This is a genomic window from Agathobacter sp. (genome assembly GCF_977054825.1).
The window spans coordinates 76,519-90,031 of record NZ_CDRTEH010000004.1; the positions used below are offsets into that span (position 1 = coordinate 76,519).

General features: G+C 45.8%; 12 protein-coding genes and 1 tRNA gene. All 13 read right to left on the bottom strand.

Annotation, left to right across the window (positions count from 1 at the left end; all coding sequences use genetic code 11):
• Window positions 1–19 precede the first annotated feature (19 nt).
• Window positions 20–101 (bottom strand) — tRNA-Tyr (locus ACW6PM_RS05790).
• Window positions 102–406: 305 nt separating this feature from the next.
• The gene (gene ftsH / locus ACW6PM_RS05795; RefSeq protein ID WP_456056613.1) at window positions 407–2,236 is read right to left on the bottom strand and encodes an ATP-dependent zinc metalloprotease FtsH; all 1,830 of its coding nucleotides are present in this window, start codon (window positions 2,234–2,236) and stop codon (window positions 407–409) included.
• Window positions 2,237–2,271: 35 nt separating this feature from the next.
• Window positions 2,272–2,817 carry a hypoxanthine phosphoribosyltransferase gene (gene hpt, locus ACW6PM_RS05800; RefSeq protein WP_012741442.1) on the bottom strand — a complete coding sequence of 182 codons (546 nt, stop codon included), beginning with the start codon at window positions 2,815–2,817 and terminating at the stop codon, window positions 2,272–2,274.
• A complete protein-coding gene (tilS, locus tag ACW6PM_RS05805; protein ID WP_456056526.1) occupies window positions 2,795–4,300 on the bottom strand; it encodes a tRNA lysidine(34) synthetase TilS in 1,506 nt (501 codons plus the stop codon). Before tilS ends, hpt begins: the two co-directional genes overlap by 23 nt.
• A gap of 38 nt (window positions 4,301–4,338) precedes the next feature.
• Window positions 4,339–6,180, bottom strand: a complete 1,842-nt coding sequence (locus ACW6PM_RS05810; protein ID WP_456056527.1) for a SpoIIE family protein phosphatase — start codon at window positions 6,178–6,180, stop codon at window positions 4,339–4,341.
• An 84-nt stretch (window positions 6,181–6,264) separates the two neighbouring features.
• Window positions 6,265–6,558, bottom strand: coding sequence for a septum formation initiator family protein (locus tag ACW6PM_RS05815; RefSeq protein ID WP_308500123.1), 294 nt, complete (start codon window positions 6,556–6,558; stop codon window positions 6,265–6,267).
• A 17-nt stretch (window positions 6,559–6,575) separates the two neighbouring features.
• Window positions 6,576–6,860, bottom strand: a complete 285-nt coding sequence (gene yabP / locus ACW6PM_RS05820; RefSeq protein WP_012741438.1) for a sporulation protein YabP — start codon at window positions 6,858–6,860, stop codon at window positions 6,576–6,578.
• 109 nt (window positions 6,861–6,969) lie between these two features.
• Window positions 6,970–7,209: a S4 domain-containing protein gene (locus ACW6PM_RS05825; RefSeq protein ID WP_441365289.1), complete on the bottom strand. Its 240-nt coding sequence runs from the start codon at window positions 7,207–7,209 to the stop codon at window positions 6,970–6,972.
• A gap of 126 nt (window positions 7,210–7,335) precedes the next feature.
• Entirely contained in the window at window positions 7,336–7,608 is a 273-nt protein-coding gene (locus tag ACW6PM_RS05830) for an HU family DNA-binding protein (protein WP_015515594.1), read from the bottom strand.
• Window positions 7,609–7,761: 153 nt separating this feature from the next.
• Window positions 7,762–9,081, bottom strand: a complete 1,320-nt coding sequence (locus ACW6PM_RS05835; protein ID WP_456056528.1) for a PEGA domain-containing protein — start codon at window positions 9,079–9,081, stop codon at window positions 7,762–7,764.
• Window positions 9,082–9,234: 153 nt separating this feature from the next.
• Window positions 9,235–10,194, bottom strand: coding sequence for a hypothetical protein (locus ACW6PM_RS05840; protein ID WP_456056529.1), 960 nt, complete (start codon window positions 10,192–10,194; stop codon window positions 9,235–9,237).
• 53 nt (window positions 10,195–10,247) lie between these two features.
• Window positions 10,248–11,588 (bottom strand): CCA tRNA nucleotidyltransferase, encoded by a 1,341-nt coding sequence (locus tag ACW6PM_RS05845; protein ID WP_456056530.1) that lies wholly within the window; start codon window positions 11,586–11,588, stop codon window positions 10,248–10,250.
• A gap of 418 nt (window positions 11,589–12,006) precedes the next feature.
• Window positions 12,007–13,446, bottom strand: a complete 1,440-nt coding sequence (proS, locus tag ACW6PM_RS05850; RefSeq protein ID WP_456056531.1) for a proline--tRNA ligase — start codon at window positions 13,444–13,446, stop codon at window positions 12,007–12,009.
• Between the last annotated feature and the right edge of the window lie 67 nt (window positions 13,447–13,513).

The window sequence follows — 13,513 nt, forward strand, 5'->3', positions numbered from 1 at the left end:
ACGACTTGAGGTTTTTTAATGGGCAGAGATGGATTCGAACCATCGAAGCAAGTTGCAGCAGATTTACAGTCTGTCCCCTTTGGCCACTCGGGAATCTGCCCATGTATTCAATTACGATACTTGCATAGTTTATCACAACAGATGTGATTATGCAAGCATATTTTTTAATAAAAAAGACAGCCTACGTTCGGCTGCCTTTTAGGAGAAGGTATTTTTACTATGGGGTATAGCAAAAACTATATAATGTATTGGGGGGTTTTTACGGTTATTATAATATCACGGTTATAACGATAAGTGTTCACAAATTGCATAAAAATCAAGGTTTGTTTTTATGCAATTTGTATAGTACTTTAGTCTTATTTAATATTTTTCATATAGTCATTATGCACAAAAGTATGACTATTTTTTAAATATTATGTCCAACTTCTGTTTTGCTGTCCTCATCAAACAGTGCTTCAAACTCATCTCTTGTGATCTTCTCCTTCTCAAGAAGAAGTGCTGCACATCTGTCAAGCACACCTCTGTACTCTGCTATCATGCTCTTTGCCTTGTCGTATGACTCGTCGATGATACGCTTTACCTCAACATCGATTGCCGATGCTATGCTCTCGCTGTAGTTCTTTGCATGTGCGAGGTCACGTCCGATGAAGACCTCCTCCTCATCATCTGCATAGCAGATAAGGCCGATATTGTCTGACATACCGTATCTGGTAACCATCTCACGAGCAAGCTTTGTGGCCTGCTTGATATCCTGTGATGCACCTGTGGTGATATCATCAAATACAAGCTCCTCTGCGACACGGCCGCCTAAATCCACTACGATTTCCTGAAGCATACGACCCTTTGTGTTGAACATCTCATCCTTCTCAGGCAGAGGCATGGTGTAGCCTGCTGCGCCTGCTCCTGTAGGGATGATTGAAACTGTGTATACAGGTCCTACGTCCGGAAGCAGATGGAAAAGAATTGCATGTCCTGCCTCGTGGTAGGCTGTGATGCGCTTCTCCTTATCAGAGATGATACGGCTCTTCTTCTCAGCTCCGATACCAACCTTGACGAAGGATTTTCTGATATCATCCTGTGTGATATATTCTCTGTTTTCGCCCGCTGCACGGATTGCCGCCTCATTCATCAGATTCTCAAGGTCTGCACCTGTGAAGCCTGCTGTAGTCTGTGCAATCTGCTTTAAGTCTACATCCTCTGCAAGAGGTTTTTTCTTGGCATGGACACCTAAAATTTCTTCTCTGCCGCCCACATCCGGTCTGCCTACTACAACCTTTCTGTCGAAACGTCCCGGACGCATGATAGCAGGGTCAAGTATATCCACACGGTTTGTGGCTGCCATGACGATAATGCCCTCATTGACACCAAAACCATCCATCTCGACAAGCATCTGGTTCAATGTCTGCTCACGCTCGTCGTGTCCGCCGCCCATTCCTGTGCCACGTCGTCTGGCTACTGCATCAATCTCATCGATAAATACGATACAAGGCGCATTTTTCTTGGCATCCTCAAACAAATCTCTCACTCGTGATGCTCCGACTCCGACGAACATCTCCACGAAATCAGATCCTGAAATGGTGAAAAACGGTACCCCTGCCTCTCCGGCTACTGCCTTGGCAAGGAGAGTCTTACCTGTTCCCGGAGGTCCTACAAGAAGGACACCCTTTGGGATTCTTGCTCCAAGTCTGGTGTATTTTCCCGGATCACGAAGGAAATCAACTATCTCTGCAATCTCCTCCTTTTCCTCCTTTAAGCCTGCTACATCGGAAAACTTGATATGGTTTTCCTCCTGTGTGGTGAGCTTCGCACGGTTCTTGCCGAAGTTCATCATCTTGCCACCGCCGCCCTGTGCTGCTGCGTTGTTGTTCATCACTGCAAAGAGTATGAACATGGCTCCGAATACCAAAAGATACGGAAGCAGTGTCATAATCCAGCTCTCAGCCGGAACATCCGCAACTGTATAGTCGGTGTACCCTGCTTTTGTCATGGTCTTTTCGATATTATTTACATCTGATACATAAAGCACCTTTGATGTGCCATCCTTGAACTTCACCTCCAGACTTCCTGTCGGTATCTCCCTGTTTTGCACTACCTTTACGCTCTTCACCTGATTCTTGTCAAGATCCTTCTCGAACTGACTCTGTGTGTAAGAGTTTGATGTAGCCCCGGCGCTCAGCCAGTACCAGATGCAGATTACTGCAAATACAATGATAATGTATACGCCTATTCCGCGCATACCGCTTTTTTGTTTATTCAATTTACTTCTCCTTTTTATTTTATTTCGCCCTCGACGAAGCCGATGTAAGGCAGATTTCTGAACCTCTGATCATAGTCAAGGCCATAGCCTACCACAAACTTATCAGGAATCACAAAGCCCACGTAGTCTACATTTACATCATCAACCACACGGCGCTCAGGCTTGTCCAGAAGTGTACAGATTGTGAGACTCTTCGGGTTTCTTTTGGCAAGGAGCTTTGAAAGCCTGCTAAGAGTATTTCCCGAATCGATGATGTCTTCTATGATGATGACATTCTCTCCCTCGATAGAATGCTCAAGGTCCTTTTTAATCTTGACATCGCCCGATGACTCTGTGCCTGAGCCATAGCTGGATACCGACATGAAATCCATAGTCATAGGCAAATCAATTCTCTTTGCAAGCTCAGTGGTAAAGAATATTGAGCCCTTGAGTATGCAAATGAGATATACTGACTGTCCCCTGTATTTTTCTGTGATTTGCGCTCCAATCTCTGCGATACGCTTATTGAGCTGCTCCTCTGTCAGGTAAACCGAAATATCATATTTTTTTGAAAAATCCATTTTGTTCTCCTCCGTAAAATGTGATCTTAAGTACTTTTCCTGTCTGTGGTGTAACAAGTGCGCTGCAGCCGGATCTGTATCCGATAATGGCATGCACCAGTGATTCATGGGCTATGAGCCACAGTCCTGCTCTCTGCTGTGCAGGGATTTTATCACCTGTAAACACCTGCTTCAGCTTCTTGTGATGGCCCTCGTCATCCACAATTATATAGTCACCGGCTTTTCTCGTTCTGATTTCAAAGCCTTTCTTCATCTTATCATAATCAAACCATTTCGTATATGGTTTTTTGGGAATTTCGTCCATTTTACCATTAAAATCCTGTATACAAAGCGTGACATATGAGCCATCTGCCGAAAGTCTGATGGTTTTTTTCTCTCCCGTGGCACTTAGTGCCTCAAGCTCCTTTGCTGTAACGTGAATTTCTTCTTTTTCATCGTCACACTTTCCGGCGTAGAGTATCACCTCGCCAAATGATTTTTCCGCAATAATTCCATACGGCAGATTGATTTTTCTGCCCGACTGCTGCCCTGCAAGCTTTACAAGCGCACCGATATGCGTGCTCGTGATGTCCTTGAGCCGCCCTGACGCTAAATGTATACACTCGCGCGCTACTCCGCTTTTTAATGCCGGATGCAGACTCTCAAAGCGGCTGATTTCAAGTATCACCCTGTCTTCTTTTTTAGAAACCATGCTGTCGCACGCCTCCTTTAGCTGCTCCTCGTAAAAATCATTCATCACCGCAAGCTGTCCTGCACTCTCATTGATATGCTCTATAGCCCTGTCATTAATCTGCAAAAGCAGCGGAAACACATCATGGCGCAGCTTATTTCTGGAGTAGGCTGTGTCAGTGTTTGTGGCATCGGTGACAAAAGCCTGTCCTTTTTCCCTCAGATATTCCTCTATCTGTGCGCGTGTTGCCGATAAAAGCGGCCTGATATAGGTGACACCATTCTTCACGGAAACCGGATGCATGCCGGCGAGTCCCTTCGCTCCGCTTCCGCGCAGCATCTGAAAAAGGACTGTCTCCGCGTTGTCCTCCATATGGTGCGCAACTGCAACGACGACCTGCCTGCTGTTATCCTGCTTTTTGTCTGATGCACAGCCCGGTTCGCAAGGATATCTGCCAGCTTCCTCTTCAAATGTCTCATAGCGCAATATCCTGGTGGCTTCATTTTCAAATGCCTCATAGCGCAATATCCTGGCGGCCTCCTCCAGCCCAAGTCCATGGCTTTTTGCATATTGCGGCACATCAACAGAGTGTACATGGCACGGTATGTGAAGCCTCTCGCAGAGGTCTGACGCAAACCTCGCATCCTCCCTGCTCTGGGCGCCTCTGATGCCATGCTCCACATGCACCGCCTCCAGCGCAAAATCCAGCTCATCTGCGCACTGTCTTTTTATCTCATTTAACAACAGCAGCAGGCAGACTGAATCCGCACCGCCCGACAGCGCAACAAGCACTGTGCTGTGATTTTTTATCATTTTGTTTTCCAAAATATAATCTTTTGTCCGTCTAATCATTATTTTTCCCAGATTCCTATTGCAACAACCGTCATATCATCCATGGCGTATCCGCCTGTGTCAAGCAGCACCCTGTCCAGAATTTCCTGCGCCAGCACGCCGGCATTGTCACCTTTGACGCCTGCGATGATATCCATAAGCTTCTCCTGCTTGTCCTTCACATGCAGATATTCTAGCACACCATCCGTCACCATGACAAGAAAATCGCCACTTTGAAGCGTATTTTTTGAGTGTATGCTCTCCTGAGCTGCATCGACTCCCGCCGGGAGTGATTCATTTTCTATAACACTTACTTTTTTCCCTGATTTGATAAATGACGGTGCTGCACCTGTTTTGGTCAGCTCAAGCTCACCTGTGTACATGTCTATTGTGGCAAAATCAACCGTGGAATAGGACTCCTCGCCCGCTGATATGACCATGGCAGAGTTCATCAGCTTTAGGGCACTTTCCCTGCTAAAGCCTGCCTCTAAGAGCTTTTCAAGCAAATCCACCACCAGAGTACTCTCAGCCTGCGCCTGCTTGCCCGAGCCCATACCATCGGATACACACACATGATACATGCCATCATCCAGCTGAAACATGCTGCAGCTGTCGCCATTTGCCTGAGAGCCTGTTTTCTTTTTGGTCGCCACTCCGGAAAGCGCATAGAACTGATTCTCCTCGTACAGCACAATAGATGTCCTCTCGTCGGAGATTATCGAAACAGTCCCCTGCGCCTGCCTAAGCTTCACTCCCATGGCGCGCGAAACCGACTGTACATACCTTGAAATTTCAATCCCGCCATCTGCCTTGGTGCAGACATCCGCCTTTATACATATCTGCTGCCTTACATTCTCATAAATATGGGCATTTTCCACCTGTATACCGGCCTCTTTCGTATATACATAAACTCTTGAAAGGCGAAGCCTTCTTTTTTTATCTATGCATTTTTCAGCCCTGCACCAATCCTCCATAAGCTCTGCCATAGCGTCAAGCTGTGCGGCTATGACGCGTCTGTTTTCCGTAAGGCGCCTGTACCAGGCTTCATTTAGCTCAATACGGGCAAATGCCTCTGTAGCGGCCTCCACCATGCGCGTATAGTGCGGGCAGCCCTCCACATATCTGTTTTGCACAATTTCCTCTGTTTTCATACGTTTGCGCACTGCATCAGCAAGCATTTTTATACCGTCTGAAATCGAAGCCCCGCTTGTCCAGCACACACTGCAGCCCTCACAGCATGCGCAAAGCCTGCCTGTCACCTCAAGCTGTATTTTCTCACTCTCATCAGGGATTTTATCTGCCGTACATTTTACAGCCATGACATTTGCAGTCGAAATAATGCCCGAAAGTCCTGAAACCGCTGTGGCAAATGCCTCCTCCCTGTCGGGCAGAAGCCTTGCTATGACCGGGTTTTCATTTTGCCCAAAGGTCCTTAAGTATTCGCATGCCCTGCACAGTGCAAAGGCCATCGAAAACACAACAAGGCTCTCCGCTACAGCCAGCACCAGCTCATCCGTATCAGGCTTCCCCAGAAATGCTACCGACAGATTCATCCCCGCCGTGGCACAGGCTGCTACAACGGCTGTTATCAGACATCCGTTTTTAGCGCTTTTTCTCACGAAAAGCCTCACTCCAAAGCAAATCACCGCAATAATAAAGAGATACTTGCATATCGACGGTATCGATATAAAGTATCCCATTCCAATAATTAATCCTATGTAAAAAATAATCGTATGCTCACTGCTCAGACAATAAACTCCGTACACTGCCGGTATCAGCGGATAACAATCCATCACACACACCAGTGTGGATGCAAATGCCATAAGCCCCCACACAGCTTTTTTTAAATTTGCACTCCTCATCTTTTTGCCTCCATCTTTTTTCAACGATTATATGTGGTCAAAAATGAAGGTTTTGACGAAAAAGCGCAACTATCTCTTCAAAAATTATTTGTCCTTTTCCTTGAAGATTATTTCATTGTCATACGCAAGCCCCAGCTTGCTCTTTGCTATATCCTCTATGTACTGGTCACTCTGCATATACTGCTGCATGCTTTCTATCTCATCAGCACGCTCCGATTCTTTGGTGTACTGCTTTTCCAGCTGTGCCTTTTGTGCGGCATATGCCGCCTCCTTCTGCTTTAGCTGCACAACCTGGACTACCATAACCACAAGAAATGCAATAACTATGATAGAAACACTTAAAGCTCCGCCTCTTCTCTTTGCACGACGTCTACTCATTATTCCTCCTTAGGTGCTTATCTGAATATCCTGCCAAACATTTTATCCTTCTTTCCGGTCACCTCCGGTACCTTCGAATACGTAATCATGTCTATCTCACCTTCTATATCGGCTTCTCCCTTCTCAAGGTTTAGTCTGTTTACGTGAAGATCCTTGCCCTTTAGGTCAAGCATGCCAAGCTCCGTCTCCAAAAGTATCTCTCCCACATCAAAGGAGAGCACATCCAAAATGCCTGTAAAGCTGCCTGTTCTGCGATTATTCAAGATAAGCTTATGACTCTTTGTGCCTGATATTTCTTCCATTCCCTGTCCCTCACATATTTTTTAATATGCTCCATAGACAGCCGCACATATACATGCCATCTGTGGAATCACATATGTAAATATATGCCGGGATTCATGAAAATATTACCTATATATACTCAAAAAGATCTTTTGCTTCTTCCTTCTTTGTTGTGTCAAGGAGATTTAATACCCTGACCTTGACTGTTTTTTGTCCAAATGCTATCTCTATTATGTCTCCGACCTTGACATTTACAGATGCCTTTGCCGGTCTGCCGTTTACTGTGACACGTCCTGCGTCACATGCCTCATTTGCCACGGTACGCCTCTTTATCAGACGCGATACCTTCAAAAATTTGTCTAATCTCATTGTTACCTCTGTGTCTGGTTTTAATAAACCAATTCATAACTATTAATATAATTCAAGGGATATAGCCAAAAATGGGTGGAGCCTTAAAGACTTCACCCATTCTTCTACTCCAGATAGTCTAACTTATTAGTTAAGAGAATCCTTTAAAGCCTTTCCAGCCTTGAACTTAGGAGCCTTAGATGCTGCAATTGTCATCTCAGCGCCAGTCTGTGGATTTCTTCCTGTTCTTGCTGCTCTCTCAGATACCTCGAAAGTACCGAATCCAACTAACTGGATCTTCTCGCCTTTCTTTAACTCCTCTGCAACAACATCTGTGAATGCCTTTAAAGATGCCTCTGCGTCCTTCTTTGATACTCCGGCCTTCTCTGCCATAGCTGCAACTAAATCTGCTTTGTTCATGATAAAATTCCTCCTCTGGATTTTCATAATTTATATAATTCGAGCTGTATTCCCAAATTACCTACAAGAATATATATACTTGTTTTTATGGGGTTTGTCAAGGAAAATGCGCTATTTCCTAGGCTTTTATGTACTTTTACCATTCTTAAAACCTTACTTTGAGCTTAATAAAGAGGTTAATGTAGAAAGATAATCGGATATATCCTTATTTGTCAGACTATTTCCCGAGCTGTCAGAGGATTTGCTGTCTGTTCCCTGTGATGAATTTGTACTCTGTGAGCTGCCGGTGGTGCCTTGAGATGTACTTTGATTGTCCTTCTCATCTGCCCTCTCTGAGGCTGTCTCGGAAGGAGTCTGTGCGGTGGCCGTGCTGTTGTTGCCGTTGCCTGATGCATCGCTGCCCGTGCTATCCGCATTGTCATTTATCGTAATCTGTATGGTGGCCTCCTTTGAGTTCACGTAAAGTGTCCTCGTCCAGGTGTCATAGCCATCAGCTGTTACCTTAAGCGTGTGCTTTCCGTAGGTTATCTCAACAGGGCTCGTATAGTCTATTTCCTTGCCATCGACATATATTTTCGCTCCCTGCACGTCAACCTCGAAAAGTATGCTGCTCTTTTTAGGTCCCTCACCCTTTAAATCATTTAAGTTGACCTTTGTGGTCTCGCCTCTTTTTATCTCAATATCCGTGCTGCCTCCCCAGCCGTTGTTGGCCACGGCAAGCGTATAGCTGCCCTCCGGCACATCAAGCGACATATCCTTAGTGATTTCCGCAAATATCCTGTCTCCGAGCTGCAAAAAGCTGCCCTCAAACAGCGATGTGTTGCTAAGCTGCAGTGTGCCGTGCCCTGTTGTGACAGAAATTGACACTATATCCTTGTCAATCCCGACAACAGACAGCTTATCCTGCGCCGTGATGCTGTCAGTATCTATGACTTCCGAGCCTGAAAATATCATGGTGCGCTCACCCAGCCTGTAGCTGCTGCTTCCGATTTCAAGCACGCTCTTATCCTTATCCACAGAAAAATTGGTTACTGTGTCGTTTGTCCACACCTTATCGGATTTTTGTATACGCTTTGCCTTGCCATCTGAATCTGCCCCTGATATGTCAACCACATCACCCTGATGTATGTCCGAAACTGACATGTGATTGCCATATTTGTCGAAAAAGCCGGTGGTCAGTCCATAGTAATACTGATACTGCACTCCTGTCGAGTAATTGTATACCCTGATTGTCTCGTTGGCACTGTTTATGTCCGATACTATGAGAATATCTGAATTTTTCTTGACGGACTTTCCGTTTTCCGCCGCAGCAGTTTCCAAACCGGACTGCGTGCTTTCTCCCACGGCCTCCGTCGTATCATTCATGCTGTTATAGAATTTTTTTACACCATCATCAGTGTCTGTTTTTCCACATGCTGCAAGTGACAGCATAAGCATGCAGAACACACAAAATAATCCTGTGAATTTCTTCATCTGTATTTCCTTTATTGATTTATATAATATGCTTTTCTCTTTTGTATTTCATCAATCATGGCCAATAGCCGGCTTTAAACGTTTTCCACAATAATAATATATCGTATAGTCATTTACTTTTCAATTAAATTTACTATATATGTTCATCACTGTTTACACTATGGCATGCAGATACTCCTCGCGCTCCCCGCTTAGCTGTATGAGCTGTGCAAGCTTATCCACATCGCGGTCGCATACCCATGACTTGCGCGAGTTGCTATAGTGATTGCAGAGCTTACAAAATTTTTCAGGAAACAAAAGCAATGCTCCAAGCAGCCTCATTGATGTATCATCAAGACTTCTTACGCTGCAATAGCTGTCGAGAATTGCATCTGCAACCGCTGTATCCCAGTGATTTTTTTCGAGCATCTTGCGCATGTACTCCGCAATATCAGTTTCCGGATATCCCGGATGCATGGTCTCGAAATTGACAGGGAGCCATCTTCCGGACTGTGTATACACGACATTGTGCTGGTTGAAGGCTCCGTGACAGTATATCGGAACCGACTTTTTACTATTTTCCAGCTCACACAATATTTCCGCCGATTTCTGCCCCTGCTCTAAGAATCGCTCATAGCATTCATAAAACAGATGCTCAAAGGCATTTGTCTTGCTGTGACGCAGTATGTAGTTTTTAAGCTTTACTATCTGCGCACATTTGCGCTGAGCTTTTTCGTGCAGACTTTCTACCTCCATATCCGAAGGCAGCGGATACTTTTCCAGTATATTGTGCAGCTGCGCCAATGCCCTGCTGCCGCCACGCATATCATCTATGCTGTCCGTGCTGCACTCTCTGCCTGCTCTGTAATCCTTTAATATGTATGCGGCCTCACAGTTGTCTCGCGATATGATACACTGCTCCTTTGTCTGTGATATCTGCTCCACATCCATGCCGTTTCTCTGGATAAATGCCAGCGTATCCCGCAGGGTGCATGCCCTTTGCTCATGCCCTCTGTACGGCACGAGCATTTTCTGCCCGATGCCTGTATCACATATATATGCCCCTCTTCCCTTTATTATCCTGCTTACTGTAAGCTCATAATTTTCCAAAGCCACTTCCGGCTGATTATACAAAAAAATCCCCCCTCATATGATTAATACATCATAACTATTCAGATGCTTTTTAATCATATGAGAGAGGTTATTATTTTATTCGCAAGCTCTTTAAGTTTTTGTGCTTCATTGAGCGACGGGTCATCAAGCACCTGTTCATAAAGCCTGTCCAGGATATCGCCAAGCCTCGGTCCCGGCTCTACTCCCATTTTAATCAGGTCGCTGCCATTTATTTTCATTTCCTTTTTGGATACACACTGGTGGTCTGAAAGGATTTTCCTGTATACACGCTCATATTCTGCGATGTATTCAAGCTTTTCTGCGCGCCTATACATGCTCTGTCCGAGTGTATCGGCTCTTTTCACCTCAAATAACAGTGGAAAAAGCTCTGTCCCTATGCGGCTCATGGCACGCCTCACGTTGCGCTCCGTGATGGCCGGACGGTCATCATGCTCTTTTACAAGCTTACAGCAGCAGTCTGTAGTCCTGTTATCAAACTTAAGGCGCCTGAGTATCTTTCTTGTCATATCAGCTCCCACAACAGGATGCTTCTTGAAATGATTCTGGCCTTCCTCGTCTGTCGTAATGCACACCGGCTTTGCCACATCATGAAGCAGCATTGTAAGCCTTAGGATTTTGTCCGCTCGCACATGCTCCAAGGTATGAAGCGTATGCTCGCCGACACTGTACATATGGTGCTTATTGTGCTGAGGTGTCTGCATCATCACATCAAACTCCGGCATGAACACCGCTGTGAGTCCAAGCTCATACAAATCTCTCATCATCTGCGGATGGTCTGATGTCAGAAGCTTCACAAGCTCCACCTGGATTCGCTCTGCGCTGACCTTTGACATGGCAGGTGCAAGCTCTTTTATGGCAGCTTTGGTCTGTGCCTCTATATCAAAGCCAAGCTGGGCTGCAAATCGCACCGCACGAAACATCCTGAGTGCATCCTCACTGAATCTGTCGTGTGCACAGCCCACACATCTGATCACATGTGCTTTTAAATCTGCTATGCCATCAAATTCATCGACGAGCCCTGCCCTGTGATTATATGCCATGGCATTGATTGTGAAGTCGCGCCTCTCTAAGTCGAGCTTCAGATTGGAGGTAAAGGTGACCTCCTTTGGATGGCGTGCATCCTCGTACTCTCCGTCTATCCTATAGGTGGTGACCTCATAGCCCACATGCTCCAGCATGACCGTGACTGTGCCATGCTGGATACCTGTGTCTATGGTGTGGTCAAATATCGCTTTGACCTGCGCAGGCTTTGCAGATGTGGTGATATCCCAGTCCTGCGGTGTCCTGCCAAGGAGACTATCACGCACGCATCCACCTACCGCATATGCCTCGAAGCCATGCTCGTAGAGCCTGTCTATTATGAAGTTGACATTCTGCGGTAAATCTATGCGCATCTGCATTTTCTCCTTTTTATTCTAAATGACGCTCGCCGGAGAGGCACATTGCCACAGCATACGACTGTGACACATGCTCTCATAACTCCTTAGTCTGGTGAGAGTAAATACCTCCTGCGGCAGAGCTTATTAGGCGCTAAAAAATCAAACGCGCTTACGCTTGAACGAGTATTTTTTGCGCCAGCTTCAGCCGCAGGTGGCATTAACTCTCACACACAACACGTCGTAAATCGAGCATGCGCCACAGCCGTATACTGCGTCAATGCGCCCCTCCGGCGAGCTGTTTATCATAATAATATACAAAAGTAATGATTAATTCGCGAAATAAATTTCCGTAGACGGATGATTACAAACGCAGGCGTAGCGGTACTACGCCGAGGCTTGTAACATTCATATACGGGAATTTAGGCGCGAATTTTTAGTATGCCTTGCCCCAGTATACTAGCTTGTGCGCTGGCTTTCCACAGCATACGCATACGTCGGAAATCTGCTCCTGGTCACCAAATGGCATACAACGGCTTGTAACAGTTGTGTCCTCTTTGATTTTGTTCTCGCAGGCCTCGTCTCCACACCACATTGCACGGATAAAGCCAGGCTTTGTCTCTGCGATTGCCTTGAACTCATTGTAGTCGTGTGCATCGTTTATATGGCTTGCAAGGAATGCCTTTGCCTTCTCAAGCATGTCATTCTGCATTGTCTCAAGTACCTCTGCGAGCTTTTCATTGACCTCATCGAGTGAGACAACGATTTTCTCTCTTGTGTCTCGACGAACGATAACGCACTGGTTTTTCTCGATATCCTTTGGTCCAATCTCGATACGTGTTGAGATTCCCTGAACCTCCTGTGCTGCGAATTTCCAGCCAGGTGTCTTATCGGTTGCATCGATTTTCACGCGGAAATCCTTTGAGAGCTTTTCCTTGAGGTCGTATGCCTTGTCAAGTACGCCGTCCTTCTGCTGCTGGATTGGAATGACCATAACCTGTGTTGGTGCAATCTTTGGTGGAAGCACGAGTCCTGAGTCATCTCCGTGAACCATGATGATTGCTCCGATAAGACGTGTTGAAACGCCCCATGATGTCTCATGACAGTACTGTAATTTATTGTCCTTGTCTGTGTACTGGATGCCGAAGGCCTTAGGGAAGCCGTCACCAAAGTTGTGTGAGGTTCCTGACTGGAGTGCTTTTCCATCATGCATGAGTGCCTCTATTGTATAGGTAGCCTCTGCTCCGGCGAACTTCTCCTTGTCTGTCTTTCTTCCCTTTACCATAGGGATTGCAAGGTATTTCTCACAGAAATCCGCATAGATGTTTAACATCTGTACTGTACGTGCCTCTGCCTCCTCGGCTGTTGCATGAACAGTATGTCCCTCCTGCCATAAGAACTCTGATGAGCGGAGGAATGGACGTGTTGTCTTCTCCCAGCGCACTACTGAGCACCACTGATTATAAACCTTTGGTAAGTCTCTGTGTGACTGTACTGTTTTGCTGAAAAGCTCGCAGAAAAGTGTCTCTGATGTAGGTCTTACTGCAAGTCTCTCCTGAAGTGTCTCAAGTCCGCCCTGTGTGACCCATGCAACCTCAGGTGCAAAGCCCTCTACGTGATCCTTTTCCTTCTGGAGCAGGCTCTCCGGAATGAACATTGGCATGTATACATTCTCTACACCTGTCTCTTTAAACATTGCATCGAGATTTTTCTGTATATTCTCCCAGATGGCATAACCATTGGGCTTAAAGATCATGCATCCCTTTACAGATGAATAATCCATCAACTCTGCTTTCTTCACAACGTCTGTATACCATTGTGTGAAATCTTCCTCCATGGAAGTGATGGCCTCTACTAATTTTTTCTCCTTAGCCATTGCTTTTCTCCTTTTATATTGAAATATTCTATGATATACAGGGCTTTTCATCCCTGCCCTGCACCAC

Bases quoted from the DNA above. Each gene is read 5' to 3' on its own strand.
- yabP (WP_012741438.1), bottom strand. From the start codon at position 6,860: ATGGAAGAAATATCAGGCACAAAGAGTCATAAGCTTATCTTGAATAAT.
- ACW6PM_RS05845 (WP_456056530.1), bottom strand. From the start codon at position 11,588: ATGCGCATAGATTTACCGCAGAATGTCAACTTCATAATAGACAGGCTC.
- ACW6PM_RS05835 (WP_456056528.1), bottom strand. From the start codon at position 9,081: ATGAAGAAATTCACAGGATTATTTTGTGTGTTCTGCATGCTTATGCTG.
- hpt (WP_012741442.1), bottom strand. From the start codon at position 2,817: ATGGATTTTTCAAAAAAATATGATATTTCGGTTTACCTGACAGAGGAG.
- ACW6PM_RS05810 (WP_456056527.1), bottom strand. From the start codon at position 6,180: ATGAGGAGTGCAAATTTAAAAAAAGCTGTGTGGGGGCTTATGGCATTT.
- tilS (WP_456056526.1), bottom strand. From the start codon at position 4,300: ATGATAAAAAATCACAGCACAGTGCTTGTTGCGCTGTCGGGCGGTGCG.
- ACW6PM_RS05815 (WP_308500123.1), bottom strand. From the start codon at position 6,558: ATGAGTAGACGTCGTGCAAAGAGAAGAGGCGGAGCTTTAAGTGTTTCT.
- proS (WP_456056531.1), bottom strand. From the start codon at position 13,446: ATGGCTAAGGAGAAAAAATTAGTAGAGGCCATCACTTCCATGGAGGAA.
- ACW6PM_RS05825 (WP_441365289.1), bottom strand. From the start codon at position 7,209: ATGAGATTAGACAAATTTTTGAAGGTATCGCGTCTGATAAAGAGGCGT.
- ACW6PM_RS05830 (WP_015515594.1), bottom strand. From the start codon at position 7,608: ATGAACAAAGCAGATTTAGTTGCAGCTATGGCAGAGAAGGCCGGAGTA.
- ftsH (WP_456056613.1), bottom strand. From the start codon at position 2,236: ATGCGCGGAATAGGCGTATACATTATCATTGTATTTGCAGTAATCTGC.